The 23,216-nt window shown below is 51.7% G+C and carries 32 protein-coding genes; 1 reads left to right on the top strand and 31 read right to left on the bottom strand.

The features are described from left to right. Window positions 1-79: 79 nt before the first annotated feature. The 31 genes from NFS35_RS22265 to NFS35_RS22115 all read right to left on the bottom strand — a co-directional run bounded on the left by NFS35_RS22265 (window position 80) and on the right by NFS35_RS22115 (window position 22,585). Entirely contained in the window at window positions 80-580 is a 501-nt protein-coding gene (locus tag NFS35_RS22265) for a structural cement protein Gp24 (protein WP_251209256.1), read from the bottom strand. Beyond that, a complete protein-coding gene (locus NFS35_RS22260) occupies window positions 580-2,016 on the bottom strand; it encodes a DUF2213 domain-containing protein (RefSeq protein WP_251209255.1) in 1,437 nt (478 codons plus the stop codon). The genes NFS35_RS22265 and NFS35_RS22260 overlap by 1 nt, the downstream gene beginning before the upstream one ends. Further along, window positions 2,013-2,270 carry a hypothetical protein gene (locus NFS35_RS22255; RefSeq protein WP_251209254.1) on the bottom strand — a complete coding sequence of 86 codons (258 nt, stop codon included), beginning with the start codon at window positions 2,268-2,270 and terminating at the stop codon, window positions 2,013-2,015. The genes NFS35_RS22260 and NFS35_RS22255 overlap by 4 nt, the downstream gene beginning before the upstream one ends. 15 nt (window positions 2,271-2,285) lie before the next feature. Next, on the bottom strand, window positions 2,286-3,215 hold the full coding sequence (locus tag NFS35_RS22250) for a phage head morphogenesis protein (protein WP_251209253.1): 930 nt from the start codon (window positions 3,213-3,215) through the stop codon (window positions 2,286-2,288). Next, window positions 3,208-5,100 (bottom strand): anti-CBASS protein Acb1 family protein, encoded by a 1,893-nt coding sequence (locus tag NFS35_RS22245; RefSeq protein ID WP_103239781.1) that lies wholly within the window; start codon window positions 5,098-5,100, stop codon window positions 3,208-3,210. The genes NFS35_RS22250 and NFS35_RS22245 overlap by 8 nt, the downstream gene beginning before the upstream one ends. An 18-nt stretch (window positions 5,101-5,118) precedes the next feature. Next, window positions 5,119-6,489, bottom strand: a complete 1,371-nt coding sequence (gene terL, locus NFS35_RS22240; RefSeq protein ID WP_103239782.1) for a phage terminase large subunit — start codon at window positions 6,487-6,489, stop codon at window positions 5,119-5,121. Then, window positions 6,482-6,964, bottom strand: coding sequence for a hypothetical protein (locus NFS35_RS22235; RefSeq protein ID WP_103239783.1), 483 nt, complete (start codon window positions 6,962-6,964; stop codon window positions 6,482-6,484). The genes terL and NFS35_RS22235 overlap by 8 nt, the downstream gene beginning before the upstream one ends. Before the next feature lie 38 nt (window positions 6,965-7,002). Continuing rightward, entirely contained in the window at window positions 7,003-7,722 is a 720-nt protein-coding gene (locus NFS35_RS22230; RefSeq protein WP_103239784.1) for a methyltransferase domain-containing protein, read from the bottom strand. Further along, window positions 7,712-9,271 (bottom strand): ParB N-terminal domain-containing protein, encoded by a 1,560-nt coding sequence (locus NFS35_RS22225; protein WP_251209252.1) that lies wholly within the window; start codon window positions 9,269-9,271, stop codon window positions 7,712-7,714. Before NFS35_RS22225 ends, NFS35_RS22230 begins: the two co-directional genes overlap by 11 nt. Beyond that, window positions 9,264-9,872 (bottom strand): ParB N-terminal domain-containing protein, encoded by a 609-nt coding sequence (locus NFS35_RS22220; RefSeq protein WP_251209251.1) that lies wholly within the window; start codon window positions 9,870-9,872, stop codon window positions 9,264-9,266. The genes NFS35_RS22225 and NFS35_RS22220 overlap by 8 nt, the downstream gene beginning before the upstream one ends. Continuing rightward, the gene (locus NFS35_RS22215; RefSeq protein WP_251209250.1) at window positions 9,869-10,477 is read right to left on the bottom strand and encodes a ParB N-terminal domain-containing protein; all 609 of its coding nucleotides are present in this window, start codon (window positions 10,475-10,477) and stop codon (window positions 9,869-9,871) included. Before NFS35_RS22215 ends, NFS35_RS22220 begins: the two co-directional genes overlap by 4 nt. A gap of 94 nt (window positions 10,478-10,571) precedes the next feature. Further along, on the bottom strand, window positions 10,572-11,102 hold the full coding sequence (locus tag NFS35_RS22210) for a hypothetical protein (protein WP_251209249.1): 531 nt from the start codon (window positions 11,100-11,102) through the stop codon (window positions 10,572-10,574). A gap of 427 nt (window positions 11,103-11,529) precedes the next feature. Then, window positions 11,530-12,105 (bottom strand): hypothetical protein, encoded by a 576-nt coding sequence (locus NFS35_RS22205; RefSeq protein ID WP_251209248.1) that lies wholly within the window; start codon window positions 12,103-12,105, stop codon window positions 11,530-11,532. A gap of 109 nt (window positions 12,106-12,214) precedes the next feature. Then, the gene (locus NFS35_RS22200; protein ID WP_251209247.1) at window positions 12,215-12,475 is read right to left on the bottom strand and encodes a hypothetical protein; all 261 of its coding nucleotides are present in this window, start codon (window positions 12,473-12,475) and stop codon (window positions 12,215-12,217) included. Between the two features lies 1 nt (window position 12,476). After that, window positions 12,477-12,785, bottom strand: coding sequence for a hypothetical protein (locus NFS35_RS22195; protein ID WP_251209246.1), 309 nt, complete (start codon window positions 12,783-12,785; stop codon window positions 12,477-12,479). A gap of 355 nt (window positions 12,786-13,140) precedes the next feature. Beyond that, on the bottom strand, window positions 13,141-13,308 hold the full coding sequence (locus NFS35_RS22190) for a hypothetical protein (protein WP_251209245.1): 168 nt from the start codon (window positions 13,306-13,308) through the stop codon (window positions 13,141-13,143). A gap of 17 nt (window positions 13,309-13,325) precedes the next feature. Next, entirely contained in the window at window positions 13,326-13,532 is a 207-nt protein-coding gene (locus NFS35_RS22185) for a hypothetical protein (protein WP_251209244.1), read from the bottom strand. 4 nt (window positions 13,533-13,536) lie between these two features. After that, window positions 13,537-13,749 (bottom strand): hypothetical protein, encoded by a 213-nt coding sequence (locus NFS35_RS22180; protein WP_251209243.1) that lies wholly within the window; start codon window positions 13,747-13,749, stop codon window positions 13,537-13,539. 2 nt (window positions 13,750-13,751) lie between these two features. After that, window positions 13,752-14,483 (bottom strand): hypothetical protein, encoded by a 732-nt coding sequence (locus tag NFS35_RS22175; RefSeq protein WP_251209242.1) that lies wholly within the window; start codon window positions 14,481-14,483, stop codon window positions 13,752-13,754. Continuing rightward, window positions 14,484-15,602, bottom strand: a complete 1,119-nt coding sequence (locus tag NFS35_RS22170) for a DUF1351 domain-containing protein (RefSeq protein WP_251209241.1) — start codon at window positions 15,600-15,602, stop codon at window positions 14,484-14,486. It abuts the gene before it with no gap. 226 nt (window positions 15,603-15,828) lie between these two features. Continuing rightward, complete coding sequence (locus NFS35_RS22165; protein WP_251209240.1) at window positions 15,829-15,978, bottom strand: hypothetical protein; 150 nt, start codon at window positions 15,976-15,978, stop codon at window positions 15,829-15,831. A 3-nt stretch (window positions 15,979-15,981) separates the two neighbouring features. Then, window positions 15,982-16,404 (bottom strand): RusA family crossover junction endodeoxyribonuclease, encoded by a 423-nt coding sequence (locus NFS35_RS22160; protein WP_330640411.1) that lies wholly within the window; start codon window positions 16,402-16,404, stop codon window positions 15,982-15,984. Window positions 16,405-16,424: 20 nt separating this feature from the next. Next, complete coding sequence (locus NFS35_RS22155) at window positions 16,425-16,607, bottom strand: hypothetical protein (RefSeq protein ID WP_251209238.1); 183 nt, start codon at window positions 16,605-16,607, stop codon at window positions 16,425-16,427. Window position 16,608: 1 nt separating this feature from the next. After that, the gene (locus NFS35_RS22150; RefSeq protein WP_251209237.1) at window positions 16,609-17,493 is read right to left on the bottom strand and encodes an ATP-binding protein; all 885 of its coding nucleotides are present in this window, start codon (window positions 17,491-17,493) and stop codon (window positions 16,609-16,611) included. A 12-nt stretch (window positions 17,494-17,505) separates the two neighbouring features. Further along, window positions 17,506-18,321: a hypothetical protein gene (locus NFS35_RS22145; protein WP_251209236.1), complete on the bottom strand. Its 816-nt coding sequence runs from the start codon at window positions 18,319-18,321 to the stop codon at window positions 17,506-17,508. A 33-nt stretch (window positions 18,322-18,354) separates the two neighbouring features. Further along, the gene (locus tag NFS35_RS22140; protein ID WP_334303564.1) at window positions 18,355-19,164 is read right to left on the bottom strand and encodes a PD-(D/E)XK nuclease-like domain-containing protein; all 810 of its coding nucleotides are present in this window, start codon (window positions 19,162-19,164) and stop codon (window positions 18,355-18,357) included. Window positions 19,165-19,171: 7 nt separating this feature from the next. Beyond that, window positions 19,172-20,206 carry a recombinase RecT gene (locus NFS35_RS22135; protein ID WP_251209234.1) on the bottom strand — a complete coding sequence of 345 codons (1,035 nt, stop codon included), beginning with the start codon at window positions 20,204-20,206 and terminating at the stop codon, window positions 19,172-19,174. Window positions 20,207-20,430: 224 nt separating this feature from the next. Beyond that, window positions 20,431-20,670 carry a hypothetical protein gene (locus NFS35_RS22130; RefSeq protein ID WP_251209233.1) on the bottom strand — a complete coding sequence of 80 codons (240 nt, stop codon included), beginning with the start codon at window positions 20,668-20,670 and terminating at the stop codon, window positions 20,431-20,433. A 219-nt stretch (window positions 20,671-20,889) separates the two neighbouring features. Then, entirely contained in the window at window positions 20,890-21,516 is a 627-nt protein-coding gene (locus tag NFS35_RS22125) for a cell wall hydrolase (protein WP_251209232.1), read from the bottom strand. A gap of 147 nt (window positions 21,517-21,663) precedes the next feature. Beyond that, window positions 21,664-22,140 carry a helix-turn-helix domain-containing protein gene (locus NFS35_RS22120; protein ID WP_251209231.1) on the bottom strand — a complete coding sequence of 159 codons (477 nt, stop codon included), beginning with the start codon at window positions 22,138-22,140 and terminating at the stop codon, window positions 21,664-21,666. Window positions 22,141-22,183: 43 nt separating this feature from the next. Further along, window positions 22,184-22,585 carry a helix-turn-helix domain-containing protein gene (locus NFS35_RS22115; RefSeq protein WP_251209230.1) on the bottom strand — a complete coding sequence of 134 codons (402 nt, stop codon included), beginning with the start codon at window positions 22,583-22,585 and terminating at the stop codon, window positions 22,184-22,186. Between the two features lie 275 nt (window positions 22,586-22,860). On the opposite strand from NFS35_RS22115, the gene NFS35_RS22110 reads away from it, so the two are divergent. Beyond that, a complete protein-coding gene (locus NFS35_RS22110; RefSeq protein WP_251209229.1) occupies window positions 22,861-23,187 on the top strand; it encodes a hypothetical protein in 327 nt (108 codons plus the stop codon). Window positions 23,188-23,216: the final 29 nt, after the last annotated feature.

Raw genomic sequence — 23,216 nt, 5'->3', positions numbered from 1 at the left:
TTTTTTACATCAACTGCTTGAAAAAAACTTTTTAAACATTTTTCGTTTTACCTATTGACATTTCTTAGCTGGACTTTTCTTAGCCTAACTCAATGACTGCAATGCCATTATCAGTATCGCTTGCGTTGCCGAACTTTGCCCCGATGTCCAGGTTCGCCTCACCGCCATCTCCGGCCTGGGTCTCCAGATGGGTAAAGGCTCCGGCATCTTTCCCGGAAGTCACCACATAGGCCGTCTGCGCATAGGTGGGAACCGCATCAGCCGCAAGCCTGCCCCATACATGCCCTTTACGCATGATGCCGACCGATACATCCTTTTTCAGAATGACCTTCCCGGACATGTCCTGCTCCGTGTTCGCCGCATGGAGAACAACGCCCTCGATCTGCGCCTTTGTGGTGCCAGCAGCCGGAACCTTGACCGTAGAGCCTGCGGACGTTCCCACAGCTGCCGCCATACCGAATTTGAGAACGCCATCGGCCTCCTCATTCTGCCTCGTCACTACCTCGTCATACGCAAGGTCTACTTTGCCGCCTGCGACACCCTTCGGAGTATCGAAACTGTAATTCATCTGTGCTGCCATTACTGCTTACCTCCTTCTCTATCAATCATGCGCTGTCTTGCCTGCGCCGCTGCGCTTTTACCGGCAGGATTACCGTCTGCCCTGGTTGCCTGTGCAGGAGCCGGTTTTCCGGCCATCTGCTTTTTCTGGAAGGAAACATCCTTCCGCTTATTGACCTCATTCACAGCCATGTCATAGGCGGCATCCACATAGGCCCGGCTCTTTCCGTCAAGTCTCATGGCCGGAAGGACTTTAGCGATGATAGCCTTTTTACCCTCCAGGATGCTCTTATTCTCCAGGCCGTCCATGCGGAGCTTGTCACCGATCCGGCAGATGCTCAAACGCTGACGGAAGATTTCATCCGCTGAATCCGCGTTTAGGGAACCGCTCTTGTCATCGGAACCATCCTCCTGGTCGGCATTGTCCGCCTGGTCGGCAGCATCGGCTCCGCCGTCTGCGTTATCCGCGCTGTCCACTGCCGCATCGGCCATCATCTTCTCCAGGCAGGCCAGGAGCATGTCAATGTCCTCGTCCTGCTGTGCGATGACGCCCATAGCTCCTTCAACATCCTTCGGGTCTTCCTCTGCATCCCTGCGGTCGCGCCGGTCTTTCACCATCTGCGCGATGTCGGCAGGAGAACTCCCCTCCTCCGGTGCAGGCTCCTCACACCCTTCTCCGTCTGCTGCTTTCTCCTCCTCGGTTGCAGGCTCCTCGGTGGGTTCCTCTGCCTCTGCCATAGCTGCCCCGGCTTCATCAGCTGCCGGTTTCTCCTCGCCCCCGGCGGCAGCTCTACCGGCCTTGCGCTCCTTATACGCTTCTATGGCCTTTTTAAGCTCCTCCGGTGACATTGCGCCGCCATCTGCGCGGCTTCTTGTTTCTCTTGCCATCAATTTACCTCCTTTAAGTTCTGGTTCGTCCGAACCGTCAATGTTGAGCCTGGCCTGCTCCCCGGCTCGTGCCGATGCCACAAGTGCCAGGTGGTTTATGACAATATTCGTCTGGATTGCATCGTAAGGTTCGCCGTTGTAAGTCCCCGGCTCCTCCACCAGGTCCAGGTTGTACCCCAGGGAGAGTTCTTTCAGTCCGCTGTCCTTCATGGCATCCGTATTATGGATGATGATTTCGGCACGGACATCCTCTCCGTCCTGGTACCCATTTGTGAGGATGGTTCCAATCTGCTCCTTATCCACATTATCTTTGCTCACGATGCCTGCCTCGTGGGTGATGATAATGGGCTTGCCTTTGTATGTAGCCAGCGATTTCTCGTTGAACACATGCTCCGGCAGTCGCAATTCCCTCCGAATACTACCATCGGGGTTTGTGTATTCAAATATCCCACACGATGTAAGAATCGGGTGGTCTACCAGATACCCTTCTTCTGTGAAGTACGTCCTATCGTCCTTATCCAGCCGGATAGTGTCCAGGCGCCGCACTTTCCTCAATTTTGGTTCAATCATTCAGCTGCACCCTCCCCTTCCGGCTTTTCTCCGGATTCTGCCTCTCCAGGCTCCTCTCCGGAAGTGATTAGCCTTGTAAGCTCCAGAGTGAGATTCTGGATATGCTCCACCGCATCCAGGCGCATACTATCAATCGCCTGCGCCGTTGCTCTGGCGTCGTTGGAGCCTAAAGCAGCGATTTTATCAGTGTGACTGATAACTAATCCGGCCTCCTCTACTAAAGCCTGGCAAATCGCTTTCACAGCGTTTTCCATCTCTGATACCTCCTATCATTTGATTGTTACCTTGATTCCGCTGTCCTCCTTTACCGGAAGGTTCAGCGTATTCCGGTTGAATACCGGCCTGCCTATGCAGCGGCAGTTGAAATCCTGGCCGGGATGACAGTGCCTCCCATTGTCGGTCTCCGGCCCTTCCCCTTCCCAGGAAAACTTCTGGCCGTTCAGCCTCCGGTGGCTCCTGCGGACACGTTCATCTCCACAATCACTCCAGATATACTCCGTGATTCCTGCATCCATCTGTTGGGCGCGTTGAATCTGGCCGTTGAGTTTTGCCGTCTGGTCCCTTGCTATGAACCGCGCCTTTTTCCTGCTCACGCCATATGCAAGCTGGATGTCCTTTGCGATGTCCGTAGTCCTGCGCCCGCGGTTGAATCCATCCAGGACAATATCCTTCATCTTATCCAGCGTATTCTCCGGTATGGAAGTGATTAAGTCCACATTCTCACTCACCCACTTTGCCAGCTGATCTAAATAAAAATCGCCCAGGTAGTAGTCCTTGCGGATGTCTATTCCCAGGCTGGTACGGATGACCTTTTCCCATTCTTTGGTTGTCATCCGCCGGTTAATAAGCGCCAGGTTCAAAAGCCTTTTCTTCAAGCCGAAGGAAAGACACCTAGCAGCTACTTTGTTCCGTATTCTGTTAAATATGCCGATTACCGCCAGAAGGAAATCCGTTGCCGAATCTTCCCGTCGCCCCTGGACTTCCGCATCCCTCTCCCTCTTGTAAATCTCTTTGAGTGTAGGGAACTCCGCCTCCAGCTCCTCTTTGAGGATGCCGGTGTATTCATTCACCATGCGGATATACTCGCGTTCCGCGCCCTCCGGAATCTTCGGCGTATACTTGCTGTATAGGTTCGTATGTCCGTAGAACTTCCGGCTGACTTTCGCCATCAGCTCTTTGTTCAGCATCTTTTCATCCATCCGGACCGCCCCCATTCAGAATCTCCAGGAGAATGTCCAGGCTTTTCTCAAACGGCGGAAAGAGGTTTTTCTGGTAAAGCTCCGGCAGCGTATACCATGCCGCATCCAGCATCTCGTCACCATCTGCCTCCGGCTTTCCGGTAAATTCATCCGCAAAGAAAATCTGCGATGAAAGATACGGTCCGCCGGGGCTTTCGTATATCCCTATCGGTATGAGATTTAGAGGCATGATGTTGAACTCCTCCATCGCCTCCCTCTTTGCCGCATCCTCGGTGGATTCCCCACGCTCCACCTTCCCGCCAGGCCCGCAGATGCCCTCGCTGCCGCGCCTGGATGCCGCCAGGATTTTCCCGTCATGAATAACCAGGACCGCAGCGGCTGGTAAATCGTCCGCGTCCGTTGCCGCTTCCTCTCCGGTTGCTGCAGGTTCGGATGCCGGTACCATGCCGTGATCCGGAATGTTTCCAGGCTCCATCCCCTCCCCGGTAATGTCCAGGTCATCCTCCGTGATTAGGTTCTCAATCTCAAACTCCCCCTCTGCTGCCAGGTTCTTTCTGACTTCGGAAGGGTCAATGACAGAAGAATCCATGTAGATTTGCGCTGTCTGGGCTTTCACAAGCTCCGTATCCGCTTTGGTTTTGGATATATCCGCCTGCTCTTTGTCGGACGTAGACCAAAGAGCCGCCATCTTTACCTTGTACCTGGGAATCTCCTTGAACCGTCCCTCGCGCTTGCCCTGGATAAGCATGAGGTCTATTACCGTCCGGGAGCTGCCTTTCATGTTCTCCTTCTGGATGTTCTCCACCATGTTATAATAATTCTCCATGTCATTCTCGCCAGTGGAGTTCATCCCGGCAGGAGAGCGTCCGAATAGGATTGTCTGTGGAATGTCCGTAACAGCTGACAGCATATTGCATGTAGCATCCAGGATGTCCTTCACCCCTGCCATCGTGATATTCTTGAAATCGTAGTCCTCCCCCTCGGTATCAATGGCTATGCTGTTCAGAATACCCCTTGCCATATCAATCAGCTGGAGCCTCCGGATTGCCTTATCCTCACCCTCGTCCGTTGCCAGCATATTAGAGAGGTTCTTCATCTTGTATATGGCCTGGACGCACCGCTCCAGCAGTTTCACGCCGTTTCCGTGGGATGTTACGCACTCCCGGAGAGCACTTCTTATCTTCACATACTCTGGGATGCCCCAATACCGGTAATTGGTGTTCGTGGTCTGTTCTGGCAGGCGTCCGTTCCGGAATACCAGGCACCGTGACTGATGCACAACGAAATAGCCATATACGCTGAATACCTGGTAATACTCCGGCTCTCCAAACGGCACATCACCATCCATGCTGTCAGCAAAATTGAAATGGTAGAGGTTCGTGTAGTCCGGCTGGACAACCGCCCTCTCGAACACTCGCAGCTCCTCGATGCTCCGGACATCGCTCCAGTTCAGAGGCTCCTCCAGCCCCCGGCCATCATCCACCAGCATGACGATGATCGCGCCACCGTAAAGTCTGGCCCATTTTTCCGCCGTTGCAAACTTATCCTCCAGCTGTAATGAATCCATCCGGTCCTCTATATACTCCGATACGTCAGAATCCCCAAAATCAATATCATAGCCATGCTTAACAGCCTCCTCGGAAGGGCGGTCTATAATCTTCGCAAAAAGCCCATTCCCTTCATACAGCCTGGTAAGCTCCATGTCAGAGACAAAAGGCTCCTGCGTGTAGGTGTACGCGGTGGAGTTATCCTGCGCGGTTCCGTATTTATTGAGCATATTTGAGTAACCGTCCTGCCGGAACTGCTCCTGCGTACCCTCAATGATGGCCGCGCCTCTCTGTAGCTGCCGCTGCTTTTCCAGCCTGGCTTTCTGTGTATCGTCCATAAAGTCCTCACTTCCTTCCTACAATAGGTTGTCAATATTGAATGCCATCCCCAGGGTAAGCTCATTGAAAGCGGATGAACCGGCATCCACCATATCCTTGAACTTGCTTTCCGGGAATGATTCCAGCTGATTAAAATATGCTTCGTTCCATGCCCCAGCCACGACATCGAATAATCCCAGCTGCCATTGAGCTGCCATAGGCTCCGCCCTGGTCTGCTTGCTACCGGATTCCTGCTTTGTAACCACATCATATCCTGCCAGCATCTCAATATAGCTTTGTGCCTGCTCTTTACCGGCCTGCCCCGGGTCTTGCGGTAGCCTCTGCCTCACATATCCATATTTGGCATTGTCCACCGCCGATGTTGTCCTAACCAGTTTCCGGACATCACCAGCTTTCAGCTGCTGGTTTATCACGTCTATCACAACGAATCTTCCGTTGCTCCTCTTTGCCATAAGAACGCCGGATGTATATGCCGCATCATCGTCCTCGTCCATATCGGTAGCCGCAAGATCCCATCCGCGTACAATGGAAACGATGTCATCAGGCACAGCATCCAGGATTGTGCCAATCTGTACACGCTTGAAATACAGACCGGCCGCAGGCTTGATTTTCCAGTTGCCGTGAAGCAGGCGCTCCCTCTCGACCAAAGGTAAAGCCTCCAGGTTTGCCTTATACCCTGGGTCTTTCTCCATAAGGATTTTATTGTCCGCCAGGGTGCTTGCTATGAATGTGACGCTCTTAACCTTGTCGGCCTTGATGCCTTTATCCAGAAGCTCCTTCCTTGTGTCGGCCCATACCACTTCATCATCCACACGCGCCATATACCGTTTTTTTCCAGAGCGCTCCGGAATAGGGTATCCGGTCTCCGGGTTTATCCACCAGGAAATGAACTTTGCCACCCATGAATCCGCGTCCGGGTTGCATGTGGCTCTGACGTAAGGCTTCACTCCGCAAGTGGAGCGGTTACGCGACAGCATATAAAAAAACTGGCGTTCTGAAAAATGCGTCAGCTCGTCAAACCCTATGAATGTTATCTGGGAACCCTGCCACTTCTCAACATCCGCATCCCTCCCCAGGAAATCAAAGTATATGTTAGCCTTGCTCTTGAATGACCACCGGAATTTTGGCGTCTGCACGGATTTGGCACCGGCTATGTCTCCGTACATCTCCTGGCTCTCGTCCCATATACCGCCGGATGCAAATATCTGGTTGAAATTCTTCCGGAAGATGACTGCCCTATATCCCTTAGTGTTGATGTACCGCAGCGGCTCCATGAGTATTGCATAGGTCTTTCCTCCACCGGCGGCGCCTCCGTAAATCGCTATATCCGCGCTGGTAGCCAGGAACTTCTCCTGGGGGCCTTTCTGGGGACGTATCACTTTATTCATCCTCGTCAGCCTCCTTCTCCGGCATATAGACCTCCACCCTGGTCTGCTCCTCCTCGTCTATCGCGTTATCGCTTGCAGACACGCTCCGGTTCAGCCTCTCCAGCTCGGTAGCAATCTTGATATACTCCTTGATGTCCCTCGGCGTCATGTCCTCAACTTTCAGCTTCTCCAACGCCTCCAGTGCCTTTTTCTGCATCTGAACAGCAATCTTGGTGTGGCGCTTCGTCATGTCCTTTAGGTCCTTGACTGCCTCCGCGTGTGCCTGGCGCTCCATCTCATTGTCATAAGCCCTCACCCTTTCGTCCCATCCGTACTTAGACTTCCAGCGTGAAATGAGCTGTCTACTCTTAGACAACCGCTCGCAGACTTCATGGTTAGACCTCTTTAGACCTAAATCCCGGTAGATTGCAAACGCCTCAAATGCCTGCTCGGTTTCCCCCTTCTGGCGTTCCCACGGCTTTTCGGTTTTGGACACTTCGCCCACCTCCTTCGCTCCGCGGTACTACTTCTGGGTTATTTTATGGCAATCCATCCACAGAAATTAAGGCATCTCCAGAACATATCCACAACCTTAAACCCTGCATTGTGCAGCATCTCCACATTCCATCCAGGCTTCAGCGGAGACAGCACGTTTTCCAGGCTCTTCCGCTTTTCCACTATCTTCTCAATCGTGTAGCCGTTCCGGCGCTTCATCTCATAGTACAAATCCACCAGAAGGTCATCCGCCCCTCCGTCCGCCACTACCTTCTCTACAAAGACAAGCGCCCCTCCGTACAGCATGTGGTCGTATATGTCATTCAGCATTTTCTGGCGGTACGATGTGGGCATGAACTGCATGGATAGGATGGACAGTACCAGGCTGTTTGCCAGGGGCATTTCCACTTCAAAAAAGTTACCGTTTACGCATTTCACAAAACCGGCCCCGATGCCTACCGAAAATTTACTCCTGCACTCCTCCAGCATTGCTGCGGAGTTGTCACAGAGGAAATACTTGTTTTCGTCCGCGTGTTTCTCGTAAAAAGGCTCTATTGCAAGCCCGGTAGAGCACCCTATGTCCGTGATCCAGGTGTCGGGAGTGATGAACTTTTCTCCTATCTCATAGACCAGACTCCTCATGCTCCGGTAGTCCGGGATGCTCCGCTCCAGCATATTTGCAAAGCACCGCGCCACTTCGCTGTCAAATTCCCACTTCCCATTCGGTGACACGTTATCGACATTCCCATTACTTCCCATAGCTCCCCTCCTTTCCCGGCAGCTTTACGCCTAACCGTTTTTCAAACACTTCCCTCGCCCGGCCTGCAAGCCCCATAGTGGAGCCGTCCGGATAAGGAAGGTCAAACTCAAAATCCAGGGCATCCGCCAGCGCGTCTACATCCAGGATAGGTTCGATTGCCTCCAGGTACCAGAATTTCTGAATGAGGTCCAGCCTCTTAATCTTGCGGAACCTCGGCGCGAATATCCCGGTCATTTCCTCCCTTGTATGCCCCTTCTGGACTTTCGGGTGCTTTGAAATATCTCCCAGGATGGTATTAGGTTCATAGTCCAGGTCGAATGTCAGCCTTGCTTCATCCTGGACGGACTTTTTCTTCGTGGCCGTGAACTGGTGCGCCTCGTTGCTCTGGCACCAGCATACTACCTGGCCTTTCGGATAGCAGAGCGCAGCCGCGATAGCCGCTATCTTCTTTCTGTCCTCCATGAACGGCACGGAATTGAAAACAGAGGATATGAATACCGATGTGTACTCCACACCGCTCTCTACCTCCTCCAGGAACCGCTCCGCTATCTCCAGGCTCTTTTGCTTGTGTATTTCATCGCCGGTAGTGACGAAATAAGGCTCAAATGCAGAGACATACACGCCTGCGGCCCGGAGCGTCCTGGTATTGTTCAGCTTTCCGGCACCGAAATCCACAATCTTATCCCCATACCGGCCGGTCCAGGCTTTCAAGACATCGCCCTCCAGCTTGAAAAAGTCCCTGCCGTTATTATTCGGGAATACTCCCTTGAAAAATCCATCTCCCAGGGCGCAGTTGCCCTCTGCATCCGTCTCCCTGGTGTTGCGCTCCCTCATAAAGGAATTATACCGGAGTACATCCGCGTATTCGGATTCCATAGAGAAGTCCATAGACAGTAGGTTCAGCATCGCAGACGCGAACTCCCTCTGAGCCTCCGTCACTTCCACGCACTGGATGAACTTCTTTCCGGCCTCCGCCGCCACCTGGAGCCTGCCAATCCCGTTCACCACATCCATGTCCGGACCGATGACTACCGGCATAAGGCTCCCGGTCTTTTTCTCCAGTGCCTTTGCCAGGGCTTTCATGTGGGAATCGAAATCCCGGTGGTTCTTCTTAGCCAGCTGCACGGTATCAATCCTCCTGCAAGCGTACACGCACGGATAGGATGCCTCACTCCCAGGCTCGATGTCCGGAAGTCCGGCGCACATGCTGTCTATGTCCATGTTGTAGAGGCGCTTCTTAATCTTCGTACATGTGTCCTGCTTCTGGAGGTCATTTGTTGCCCGGTTGAACAGTACGTTCAATGCCTTTCTGCTGTTCAAATCCTCCTGGTCTACATACTGGACCGGTATCTTGTCAAAGCCCATGCGCTCCGCCACCAGATGGCGCTGATGCCCGGATAATATCTCGCCGTCCTTATCCGCATAGATAGGCAGCAAAAAGCCCAGCTTTCGCAGAGACATTTCTGTGAGTGCCAGGCGCTTTTCATCATTCTTTCTTGGATTGTATTCTGACGCCCTCACGTCGCCAATAGGGACTAATTTAACCATTAAGTATCCTCCTCTTAATTTCATCAGAAATCGCCTTAGAATCGAAAATACCGGCGTCCCGGATGGTATTTAACATACCCTGGTACTCCGATATGGTGATCTTGAACTTGAAATTGCCAATCTTTACTACTGTGGTACCCTCCGGACCGGCAGGCTCCTCCGCCTCCTCCGGTTCCTCCTCCGAAAGTTCGGGCGGCTCCACATCCTCCAGCATCCGCTCCAGGTCTACCTCGCCCTCCTCAAAACCGGTAGGAAGAGAGAAAACGGCCTTGTCCTGGAGCAGGGCCGCCAGCATATCCATATCCCATTCGCCCTTTATCCTATTAAGGGCAACGCATAAAGCCTTCTCCCTGGCCTGGTCCGGCTCCTCCACCATCACGCATTCCACGGACTCCACGCCCATATCCTTCAGCACGGATAAGCGCTGATGCCCTCCCAGGCAGCACATGTTATGGCTGTTCACCACCAGCGGCTCCACGAACCCAAATTCCCTTATGCTGGCCGCTATCGCCTCATACTCCCTGGAACCCTTCTCCAGTGTGATGCGCGGATTGAAAGAGCTTGCCCGGATGTCTGCTATATTCAGAGTTTCTATCTTCATCCCATCAGCCTCCTTTTCATTTCTCCCTCTACCATCTCCTTAGAGAACCCGACCTTCTCCCGGATGTCTGCCATCATATCCTTGTACGGCCCATCCGGAATCCGGAATTTATATTCGCCCACGATGCAGGGGATTCCCTCCGTATCATCGTCCTTCTTCGCCACGCCCTCCACGTCCGGGATGTCCTCTGCCGCTGCATCCAGCTCCCCCAGAAGCTCCGCGATGTCGTGATCGGAGAATCCGGTGGTCGTTGTGTCAATCCCTTCCGCATCCCGCAGCTCCTCCATGATGTCTGCCAGCTTTCCATAGTCCCACTCGCCGGTTATCTTGTTCATGGCGATGCAGAGAGCCATTTCCTTTTTCGGCTCCATGTCCACGATGACAACCTCCGTCTCCTCCACGCCTTTTGCCAGCATGACATTGAGCCTCTGGTGTCCACTCACCAGGTTCCCGGTCTGCCGGTTCACAATCAGAGGAACCACCAGCCCGAACTCGTCAATGCTTGCCTTTAGTGCCTGGTACTCAAAATCCTTTTCCGTCAGTGTTACCCTGGGATTGTACGCCGCCGGTACAATCTCCGCCACCCTCATTGTCTGTGTCTCCATCCGTTTCCCTTCCTTTCTTCGTTATTTGCATTAAAAAGCGGCACATCCCAGGAAGGAACATGCCGCCTAATAATCTGTATGCAGTTATGACGCCTTAGTCAAATAGGGAGAGCTGCTGCATCTCCGGCTCCGCCGGTGCAACCTTTCCGTCCGCCCCTACCTTCTTTATGAACTCTGAATACGGCTCTGCATGGATGCCGTATTTCTTATACATCGCCCTGGTCTTAGGATTGCTCTCCACCGCATAGAACTGTGCGCCGTCCGTACCGTACTTAGGGAAGATGAACCTTTTGAGCGCGGATTCCTTGAACACATGCGGCTCCGCATTGATGTCATTGAAATATACCTCCACCGGCTCCCATCCGGTCTTTTTGAGGACGTTCTGCATCGTCTGTACCCTCTGGTAGTCCGGCCTGGCCGTGACGATGATGACATAATCGCCTCTGATCGCGTCTATCAAGTCCATCCGGTACTCCTCGCCCTCCATCCTCTTAGAGAACGGCCGGAGCATCCGTGTGTCCATCTGGTTTGATACCAGGGTGTAATTCAAATCCAGCAGGCATATCCTACGCCCTCCGGTGATGCCGCTCTTTTCTGCCGTCTGATTCATTGTGTTGTTGTTCATGCTCTTTTCCTTCTTTCTTTGAGATTATGGTTGCTTTTATCCGGAAGGGATGCTACAATGAACCTACATCCTTCTTTCGGATGGGGACAGAGCTTTTGACTTTTCCAGGGTGCAAGGCTCTGTTTTTTATGCCCCTATTACCCTTTAATTATACCATATCCCAGGGCGCATATCAATGAAAACCCCAGGTTTTATGCCGCCTGCCGGTCTTTCGGCAAACGAAAAGCAGCCAGGCGGCGGCTGCTTTCCATCGAGTATGAAACTCTGCCTCTAACCGTTTTTCCGATGCCGGGACGGATTGCTCCGCCCTGGTCTGGAGGGAAAACACATGGTTACTCTCACAAAATGAGCATGACATTGGGGTTTTTCGGCTGATACCATATTAAGACCTGGCTACTGAAATATCAATGACACATTTTTGACACCGCTAATACCGGAATCCATAGATCCCGAAAAACAGTATCGCCAGACGCTTGCAGGCAGCTTTCACGTCCCGGAACACGGTTCTCTCCGTGATATGTTCCTCCTCCGCTATATCCGCCGCAGTCTTAGGCTCCGCATCCAGGTAAAGCCCCTTGATTACCCTATATCTTCTCATTTCCTCTGGGTCTGCCGCTATTTCGCATTGTTTTTTATATTCATCCAGCATAGTGTCCACATGGCTCATAATCATCTTTGTCTTGGCCTTGCCCTTCTCTATGCTCAATACTTTAAGGTCGCTGTCCTTGAAATACCCCTGCATCAGTGACAGCATATCTTTCAGAGAATCATCGGAGGTCGTGTCCATGTCATACTCCGCATTCTCTATGTAGTCCTTGAACCGCCGGTAGTTTATCAGCAGGGCTTTGGCATTGTTCTGTACCCTGCTCTGGCGCTCCGCCTCCTCTTTCCTATGCTCCTCTTTGTACGCTTCAATCCCTTTTTCGGCAGCAATCGCCGCTATGACATTTATATTCTCCTCGGTGAACTCATATCGTACCGGCCTGCCTTGTGATTTACCCATGTGCATTTACCTCCTTGACATTCCTCTGATAACCCCCTATAATAGGGGTAGTCGGTGTTATAGAGGAATGGGCGGTACTGCTACATGCGGTATGGCCTTTTTCTTTGCCCTACTTCCTGCGTCTGAAATTCTTCGCGTTGCTGCAGGTGGCAAAATGTGACGTATAACCGGAACCGTCCGGGTCATCCTGGGATGAAACGATGGTACCGGAGACCACTTCCCCGGTCTGGAGAACGATTTTATCCTTGCCTCCATCCGCCTTGTAGTCCACCAGCAACGTATTGCACGGCATGTTCTTCCCGGCCTTTGTCTTTATCCAGATGATCTGTGCGCCGCATCCGGCACACCTTCCAAAATTCCCTCTTGGCATATCAGTACCTCCTATCCTCAATCTCTTTCAGCTCTTCAATCGTCACCAGCTTACAGTTTGGCAGCAATATGAGCATCCCCCCCAGGTCAACTTTCTTCCCTGCGATTGCTTTCTGTGGATAGCTCACCAGTACGTTGCACTCCTGGGCCAGCTGGTAGCACATATCCGATATGAGCTTAAATGCTTTCCTGGCATTGACCGGAGCCGTCCTCCTGCCGTCCACCGGTATTTTCGCAAGCTCCTCCAGGAGTTTCTTCTCCTCCAGGAGAATCCTCTCGTAGACCTTTATGTACCTGGTCCTCTTTTTCACCGTCCGCACTCCCTTCCGCCTCTGCCCTTCTCGCCATCTCGTATGCACCGGCCATCACCGCAGACATATCCTCAATCCTCACGGTAAGCATGATGTCATGCACCCGGTCCGATATGGACACAACCCCCAGCTCCACGCTGGCCTTGATGTTCCCGGGGACAACCATCTGCTTTGCCATCCTCCGCTGATTGCCTTTCCCCCGGAACCTCGTATGTGTACTCTGCACATCCAGGCTGATGCCGTCTGCCGGTCCGTCCGGAATGTTCCTTGTGTCCTGGCCTTTGTTCCTGCTCTTATCCATCTTTTCTCCTTTCATGCAGCGCAGCTCCCGGAAGAAACCGCGCTGCCCACTGATCTACTTTCTGCCGCGTCTCCGCTTTTTGGTAGGCCGGTCCGCTCCGGATGCCGGATGCCCTTTCTCCCTCCACACCTTAGTGAAGAAATAATCGAACATGTCCGTAGTACCGCTCTGCCGATAGCTCTTGTTTGCTGCTACTGTTCTGGCCAAACTTCTCAATCCCATGATTCAATCCTCCTATCTCAATTTTTGCCTGCTTCTATGATTTCAACTGCTTCATGTGGGCTTGCAGCATATACCAGAGATATTATGCCGCTTTTGATGTGCCTTACAGAATACAGCCGCTCCTCGTGATAAAACACACTGTAACCATCTTTTTCCACTTGCTTGACCGGAATAAAATTCATAAGTTTATGTGCCGCCTTATCAATTTCCAGTGCTCCCGGCATGATTCTAACCCTCCTCCTCTTTCAGATCCTCCAGGAGAGCATCTTCATCCAGCAGATCCTCCTTGTAATCTGAATCGCAACACGGGGGATAGATAGGACCATCCGGGCCGCCTCTTACCCCTCTACCGTCACATTCCGCGCTGCACTTGCAGTAAAGACAGTAATCGTCACCGTCGTGATTCTCCAGCCATTCATCAACCCTTTTATCATTATCCATGCTTAGTCCTCCTCCGGCTCCTCATAGCCGTATCCATCATCTTCATAATCATCTCCGTCATCATCACTGAACGGAATATGTCCCTCGCCGTCCTCCATGCCCTCTTCATCCTCGAATAGGGCGTCGGTAGCGTCCAATGGAGCGTTTTCTTCACCGTCCACGGAAGAAATATCATTCTCTCCGGAACCGCCCGAATCCGGGCTTTCCGGGCCTTCTGCGGCCACTTCCTTAAAATCCCCATCTATCACATCCGGCCCCGGAAGTCCCAGGACTTTCCTCCCAGGAAGGGCAGGCGCTCCGCCGTCCCCCTCTGCCTCTGCACCCGGTTCATCTGATCCGGAGAACTGCCCTCTCATGTCATCATCAAAGAAACTTCTCTGCTGTGTGTTCACGATGGGCCGGAGTACATACATGCCGGTATCATCATCCATGACAAGCTCCATCTCCGTGTCCAGGGTGCCTTTCTTCTCGTCCGTGATTTTCACAGAGGATGAAATCTTATGCTCGAACTTCGGCTTCTTGACCTCCCGGCTCTCTCCCTGGACGTTCGGGTCATAGTTCGGGATATACTCTGATTTGAGAGAGATTTTCAGATTCAGAGTGATGGAACCTTCGTCACAGTCCCTATCCCTCATTGTCTCCAAAAGCCTCTGGAGTACAAAATTGTAATCCCGGCTCATTCCGCTGAATGTTTCGCTGTCCAGCGTCAGCTTCTCGTCAAAACCTCTTTCCATCTACTTTCCCGCCTTTCCGTACTTGATATTGTGTTCCCTCATGTATGCCCCCAGGGCTTTTATCTCCTCCAGGGTACCCTCGCACCAGAAGGTAGCGCGGTATCTCTTTGCCGGAGCATCCGGGGCGCTTTCCGGAACGCTTTTGGTATTTCCCGTATTATTTAGGGCATTTTCCGGAACATTCTGGCCGTTTCCGTTATCATAAGTGCCAAAAACGTTCACAGCCTGGGTATTTCCGTTATCAGACTCCGGTTCCGCCTGGGGTACCTGGGCTGCTGCTCTCTCCTGTGCGGCCTGCCTCTCTGCCTCCCGGCGCTTCGCCTCCTCTGCCTGCCTCCTAGCAAGCTCCTGGCGTCTGGCCTCCTCCTGCTCAATCCTCCGGCGCTCTGCCTCCTCCCTGGCCCTCTTATCCGCCTCCATCTTCTCTTTCAGATCGTGCAGGCGCTTTTCCTCTGCCATCGCCTTAGACAAGTCCAGGGTTTTCAGATAAATGTCCTGGGCGTTGGTCTTATAGTCAGAACACATTTCATCAATGGTCTGGAGGTCTGTCTTGACCTTCTCAATCTTGCCCTGGATGTCCGCTATGGCTTTTGGCAGGGAGTATGTGGCATTGAGGTACCTGGGGTCGAACAGCCTCTCAAACGTGATGACCTTCTCCAGTTCTCCGATTGCTGCAGAATACGCCTCCCGGATTTGCTCCTTTTTCTCCTCCTTCTTCTGGTTCTCGTAGTCCTTGATCTGGGTGTCGATGATGCCGACCGGCGTATCAATGAGTGCCAGGATGCCTTTCAGCTCCTTCTCAAATACCGTGTACGGCTCATTGATTACCTTTTTCACAATCTTCCGCCGGTCCTCGATAGCTGCTTTCAGCTTATTCAGCTCGGCGCGGTCTGCCTTTGCTGCCTGGATGGTATCATCTGTGTATGTGACGCCCTCGTACTGTGCCACCTTTGCCTTGACTGCCGCCTCCAGCTCGGCGCGGTTCCATTCGATACGTTTTAAGAATCCGCCCTCCGTGGGATTTATCAGCCGGAACTCCATCTCCGCCTTGACCGGAGCCAGCTCTGCGCCCTCTGCCACAACTTCTCCTTCTACCTTCTGAATCTCATTCTGTTCCATGTGCCATCCTCCTTGTCTATTTTTTGATAAAGCCTTTTCTTTTAGCACAGCTCATGCAGTAGTTATACCTTCCGTATATAGTCGCGCCGCACCCTCTGCACTTATGCCCCCGGCTTATAGCCATGCCTGCTGGCTGGCCTAATTTAAAATAACACTCCCTGCAATATGTGTAATGGTCAGCGCAGTACCCACCACACCTTTGACAATACGCCATTCTCCACCCCTCCTAACCGAACACTTGCAGAACCACAAGCCCTGCGACACATATTGCGGTACCGGCCAGCATCCGGTTTGCGACCTTTCCGTTCTTTTCTGCCATTACCCCGATACTGAAAATTGCAGTCAGCACTATCAATGTCACTCTTGTTGCCACCATGCCTCAATCGCCTCCCTTCTTCACTTCCTGGATGATAACCTCGATCCGGGGCTGTTCGGAATAGAATTTCCGGACCTGGCAGTCTACAATCTGCGTATCATCCTTGTATGCTACCTGGTTGAGTGCATCCGCCACCATCTTCACCACATTATCCATATCCGGTTTTTTGGTCGGTCGGATGGCGTTTGCCAGCTTTTTGGCCTTCTCCGCCTTGCTACCGCTTTTCGGTACGGAATAGTATGCCAGAATCCTCATGTCCAGCATCGCATCATCCGGGAACCGGAACCCCTTGCACTGTACCATGTACTCTGTATGTACCAGCGTTTCATAGTTGACCGTCTGCTTCGGAGTAAAGGCCCTCCCGGTCTGTGTGCTGAAGCGCGGCCGGCCTTTCCCCTTCGGCTCTCCCAGGACTGTAAATTTCACTTTGTCCAAATCATTACCTCCTACTTCGATGTATCAGCATTGTCTCCATCCTCTGATACTTTGAGGAAATAGTCCATCGTCTTGCCGGTGGCTGTCCTCTGCCTTTTCCCCTGGCTCACCGTGTAACCGTTCTTAATCAGAATTGCCGCCACCGAAAGCCGGTCCTCCTGGTTATAAATCTTCAATTCCACCGCATTTGCCATATCATCCCTCCAGTATGCTCCTCATGTCCTCGAACCTCTGCGCCGCCTGCCCCATCCTCCAGGAATCTCCATACACCCGGAACGGATAGCACATTTCAAAGATACGGTCATATATCCTCTTAAACCTGGTATCCTGCGCCTCCTGCATCTCCGTGAGCGTCAGATTCGTTGTGAGAATCAGGGGCTTTCCGGATAAATACCGGCTGTCTATCACGTTGTAGACCTTCTCCAGGGCATAGTCCGTGTTGCGCTCCGTCCCCAGGTCATCAATGATTAAGAGCCTCGCCCGGTTCAGCTGCGCTATGTACTGTGCCTCGTCCACGTTGCCGCCCTGGATATTCTGGAGAATCTTCACGAAAGAAGTCATTATGACCGGAACCCTCCGGTCTAACAGCTCATTCGCGATGCAGGCGGCAGTATAGCTCTTGCCGGTTCCTACCGTTCCCCAGAAAAGAATCCCCTGGCTCCTGCGGTACATATCCTCAAAATTCTCCACATACCGCTGCGCCATCGTGTACAATTTCTGGTTATCCCTGGTTTTGATGAAAGAGGACAGCTTTGCCGCCCGGAGCCTGCTTTCAATGAGGCTGGAATCCCGGAGCCTCTGGAGCTGCTGCAGCTCTTCCCTTTCCTTTTCCTGCCGGAGCATCTTGTCCCTGGCCGCTGTCTCGCATTCGCACATGCAGCGTACCTTCATCCTGCGCCCGGTTCCATTTCTATCCAGGGAGCCAGGGAACTCCAGTATCTTCTCCTTCGGCTTGTGGCACTTGCCACAATGCAGGAGACCATCACCGCCGGTATAATCACCGGCGCCGCTTTCCGCCTCGCCTGCTTTCTCCGCCGTCTCCATGAATACTCCGGCGGCGATCCCTTCCAATCCCTCCACGTTATCCGCCTCCTAACTTCTAAGGAATTGCCCGAATGGATTCACTCCATCCGCCTGCTCTTGTCTTGCTTCATTTTGCGATTGCTTTTTTATATAGTCCACGAACGGTAAGGAATCACTCAGGAAGGTCTTAGCCATCTTGATATACTTCTTTTCCGTCCGCTCCCTTGCGCATCTGCCGGCATAATTCGTAGCCGCCTCCAGAAGTTCCTCTTCGCTGTATCCATCTTTGAGCCGCGCCTTGTACTTCTTGTACGCCTCGCCCTTGCCCTCCTTGCGCGGATACACCTTCCAGAACTCCTCAAATGCAGGAGTACGTTCTTCCGCTGCCGTCTTTTTCGGTTTTTCCGGTTCCGGTGTAGGGGAATCCTTGACTGCCGGTGATGGTATCATCTCCGGCGCCGGTTCCTGGGAGATAGCATCCTCTTTTCTGCCTGCCTCGTTCTGGAGCCTTGACCGTTTCCTCTCCTCACGCTTTCTGGCAGCGTCCCTCTCCCTCCGTTCTTTGAAAGTATAAAGAGGCTCTTGCCATTCTTCCCAATCGTGAATGAATAGAGTACCACCATTTTCATCCAGCCAGCCAGATTCTATCAGAGCATCCACGATATTTATTGCCGCAATCTTTTTATCCCTCCCTATTGCCAAAACTTCCGCAACATCGTCTTTATCTGCTCCTACTATTCTCCCTTCCTTGTCGGCGTTGTTGATACCCCACAACCATAGCCGGATAAGGATTCCTATTGATTCATTTTGCGAACACCCCATGCTCTTTGCTAACTCACGCAGCTTTCCGCTTAAGATTTGTTCGTGGACACTTATCCATGCCATACTTGCATCACCGCCAATCTGCCGTTCTTGGTTTCAAATATCCTTTACCAGGTCTAAAATCGTGATCGGATTCCGCAAAACCTTCGTGTACCTGCAGCAATCGCAACTCTCACACCGGTCTGGCTTTACCTCTCCATTCTTCACCCGGAGAATCCTGGGCATAGCCGCCTCTACCATCGACATAGCATCTTTGAGGAAATTGTCCGTCACATGGATAACCTCAATGTTGGTTTCCTCCTCCTTGCTTGCTGCCGCTATATAGAAGGGCAGGCGCTTTCCGGTATTCTGGCGGACAATCTCCTGGTAGATTGCTCCCTGGATGTCATAGCCCCAATACCGGACAAAATCCAGGTAGCCCACATCCCGGACGTATTCATGCTTTGTGATGGATGACATGACTTTCAAATCAACGATGACTTTATCTGCGATGTAGGAATCTATCTTTATCTTCCACTTCGCTCCGAACAATTCACCGGTCATAATGACCTGCTTATACCCAGAAAGACACATCATAAAAAAATTGTCACTTTCTATTCTACGAATAATGTCCTCCGCTTTGATGTATTCCGCTCTCAGCCCTTTATCTCCGGTCTTTTTGAAAATCTCCGGATTCTCTGCCTTGAACGTATCCAGGCTCCCTTCAAAATAAGAATCCACATAGCTCCCCACCAGAAGGGCAGTCGTTTTCTTTTCCTGCCAGCGCCCCTCCAGCTTTTCCATCGCGCAGTATTCGCATCCCAGCTTTCCGTATGTGCCAGCGAAATCCTTGTACTGCGATACACTCATGTATTCCCGGTTCGCCTCCGCGCTGTAATAATTACTTGCCGATAATTCCAATGTCATTCCCTCCTTACTTAAACGGTAATTCCTCTAAGCCCATGCTTTCCATGAAATCATCTATTTCCTCCGGGCTTACATACTCTCCGGCATCCGCCGCATCCGTTCCGGTTCCGTCTGAACTCTCTCCATTCTCCGGCTGTTCATCCTTCGCCTGTTCATCACCCGGCCCCGGCAGCTCGAACACATTCTCCGCCTCGATTGCGTCCGGCTGGTTATCTCCGTATGATGCCTCCCCTTCCTCGTCAAATGTCTTTTGGTCGTCCTGGATGGCTCTCTGCATATCCACAGATAAGATACCCCATTTGGAGAGCAGGAGCTTGATTACCGTTTTCAGAGCCATAGCCTCAAAATCAGTAGTCCACTTGCTGTTTTTCTTCCCTTTGTTCAAGTCACTCCGGTATGCCTGGGAATACTTCTTTGCGTGATTCTCTACCGCCTTTGTTGACATATACAATTCATGGCTGTAACCAGTCTTTAGTCTGAACCACGCATAATATCCAACAACTTTATCTGTCTGCCCCTCGTCTCTCTGGGTACATTGTGAGAAGTCCGTCACGAAAACAATCTCGCCGGTGATCGGATTATAGGAAACAAGTTCATCCTCATACACCACGGCATAATTCATCTTCTCGTAATATCCGGAGCGGATTGCCAGCTGGATAAAGCCCTTATACATCATCTGGAATTGGGCCTCCATGTGGTCTTCCCACTTCCCGGTCTGCGGATTCTTCTTGCTGTTGTTGTACGGAACGATAGCCGCGAATCCCAGGTTGCTGTCAATCGGCAGATCGTATGTAGCCGCCACAAAAGCCGCTGATACGATGGAATTAGGTTCTGCCCTTTTCAGCTGTGCGCTCCCAGATACTACATTCGTTAGTGACGCAAGGAACTGCGGCGCTTTCTGCCCCAGGATTTCCGCAAATTTCTTCTTGCAAGTGTCCCTGGAGATAATCTCCTTCACAAGGACTGCTGAACTCTTAGGTTTCTGAATCTCCCCCTGCTGGATCTGCTGCGCCGGTACCTGCCTCTGTTGCTGTCCTGCCATACTGTTTATCCTCCTTCTATGCTCTTTGCAGCTGTCCGCCGCATATTTCTACTACTTCCCTGGAACACATGTCATTCAGACACTCCACACAAACCGGCCCTTCCTCTGACTCCAGGTATTCTTCATCCTCCATGATTCCATATCCGCACTTGATACAAGTGTATTTGCCCTTCGGTTCCCCTGCATTCGGGCATCTCGGATGGCACGGATTCTGTCTGCATATCTCACACACTGACCGCCACCCCCATTCTTCTTAATGCGGTGATTGCATTTATCCCTCTGCGTACAATGAAATTCTTCACTTCATCCCGGAATAAAAGCGGCAGATATTCCTCCCGGTTCTCGATACCGCATACCTCCATTTTCCGGAGGCAATACTGGAATACCCTATCTGCCTCACCGTCCGTCACGCCACCTGCGGTTCCCTGGAACTCTGCGGTGATCCGTTTTAATTCTTCTGACATCCGCATCCTCCTCTCCTTCAAATATCATCATCACGACACCGGAGGCGTTTCTTGCCATGCTTACCGTCATCAGCAGAACCGGCAGCACAAGCCATTCCCCTCCGTATGCCATGTATCCACGCTCCCGGTATGCGCATTGAACGGCAAACCGCGTGAGAATAATCCCCAGCGTTATCCATATCCATTCGCGGTAGATGAACCGCGTTACTTTCCGCAATATCATCCCTCCTTGTAGAAATAATGTTTTCCGTGTTTGAAAAGGAACTGCAAATTATTCTGGTGCCATGTGGAATCACTCCTGCTTTCAAAATACAGCGCCCCTTCGGATTCATCCCAATTCTCCTGCGTTACCATCTCCAGAGCCTTATAACAATCTTCGTCCGGCTCTACCGTGTACCAGCGGCCTCCCTCCTGGGTGACGCTGAACTGGCAAACTCCGTTATGCTCCTCCAGGATGACATCCTCTACCGTGTCCGGGAACCCTTCGCTCCGCACCCGGTTCAGTGCCACCAGGATAACCAATGCTTTCCCTTCGGTGTCCTCTCCTTCCGCCTCCGCCATCGCCAGCTTTGCCAGCAAATAGGAATCTTCCGCATCCCGGCCAGGGGATTGTGTAGCTTGCGGTTCCGGTACCAGGATTTTTGCTCCCACGCTCGTATCGCTCCCAGAAGGCTCCTGGATGTCCGCTATGGCTACCGCTACTGCATCCACCACCGGCTCCGGCTCCATTTCTTCCCCTGCATCCGCTATAAACGGCCTTATCCCGATAAATGTATAGACGGCAGCTACCGTAATAGCCGCCAGCTTTGCGCTATGCAATAGCTGTCTCCGTTTTCTTGTGTCCATTCCTGCTCCTTTCCACCAGCGGCACAGTGAACAGCCCCAGGTTTACTCCAGATGACTTCTCAACTGCCGCGTCAAACTCATTATCATCTTTTATCCCATATTGTGTTTTCAGAATCTCTCTCAACTTGGCAGCATCCATAACCATCCCTACCCTTTCAGTGCCTTTTCACCTGCTATCTTTAATTCACTAATGGCAACCGCCATCTGGTCCAGCCGCTCCATGATTGATTTCAGCGCCGGTTTCTCCGCATCGTCTATGACGCCATCCTCTGTAATCTCGATTAAATCCTTCTGGATTCCTTTTAGATTGTCGACATCAAACTCCCGGATAAGCCGGAGCGCGATCCCCTCCAGGTTCTTTGCCTGCGTTGCCACCGGCATTGACTTTCCAATCGGACACTCATGCTTGCAATAGCTGTATTTCAGCTCCGGGCAGTTATAGAGGTCTGCCATAAGCACCACTTTATCCACCGGAACCACCTTTGTATTCCCCAGCTCATAATCAGCCAGTGTTGATACGGACACTCCCAGCAGTTCCGCCGCCCCTTCCCTGCTGTATAGCCTCTCGTTGTATATTGCCGCCTTTTTCCTCGCCAGAAAGTACACATTATCATTGTCTTTCATAGAGCCATTCCCCATGTCATCCACCGTCCTTTCGATGTATAATTCAATTAGCATCTGAGGAAAGAGCAGCTGCATCAATGTTCAGTACATCGCTTATGGCTCTGACCGCTGGAGAGGATTGCACCCTGCCATTGATGACTGCCGATGTGTGGCCTTTGCTCATGTGCGCTGCCTTTGCCAAATCCAGCACACTCCATCCGCGCTTTACCATCGCTATCCTCACGCTCTTGCACCAGGAATCAGATTTTCTCTTTTCTGGGCTTTCGATGTTCAACGTATCGCTTATGAGCCGCATGGCTGGTTCAGACTGGACTCTGCCGTTGATGACCGCCGATGTATACACACGCGACATCCCGATAGCATCCGCTAAATCTTGTACACTCAATTCGCGCTCAATCATGGCGATTTTTACGTTCTCACACCAGGGAGTTAGCTTTTTTTCCATCTCTCTTACCTCCTTTGCTATGATGTGCGTTACATTTTGACTTTACATTTTGACGATACATTGTTAAAATGAATATGTGCGCTCTTTGTCTTGTAACGCATAAAAGAGCGTTTTTGTGCATGTGTTATTCGTTAAGGAAAATAAAACGCACAAATGTATCTTGCATATATATCATAACTCACTGAAAGGCGTTTGTCAATATTTTTACGCCGATTTGTGAGTTGCTTTTGGAGGTGGCTTATTTGTTTTGGGATAATTTTAAGGAAATATGCGACATGAAGGGTTTGAAACCCACTCCAGTATTGAAAGAATGTAAAATAAGTACCGGTAGCATCGGAAGATGGCAAGCTGGTAGCGCTCCAAACTCCGATGCTGTAATTGCTTTAGCAGAATATCTTAATTGTTCCACAGACCTCCTTCTTACTGGGAGTGAATATGTAAAGCCTGGAGAACCGCAACCGTTATCACAAGATGAATCAGACATACTTGCCATGTTTCGTTCTTTGCCCGGAAATCTCCAGGATATGTGTTTTGCATATATGAAAAGCGCGTGTGATACTTACCGCGCTATGCAAGAGGAGGAAAAAAGGTTATTAGGATAGACAGCATCCGCAAGCGGCGGAAATAAACA

Source organism: Acetatifactor aquisgranensis (genome assembly GCF_943193215.1).
GTDB classification, from domain to species: Bacteria; Bacillota; Clostridia; order Lachnospirales; family Lachnospiraceae; genus Acetatifactor; species Acetatifactor aquisgranensis.
This window is presented reverse-complemented; position numbering and strand designations above follow the sequence as displayed.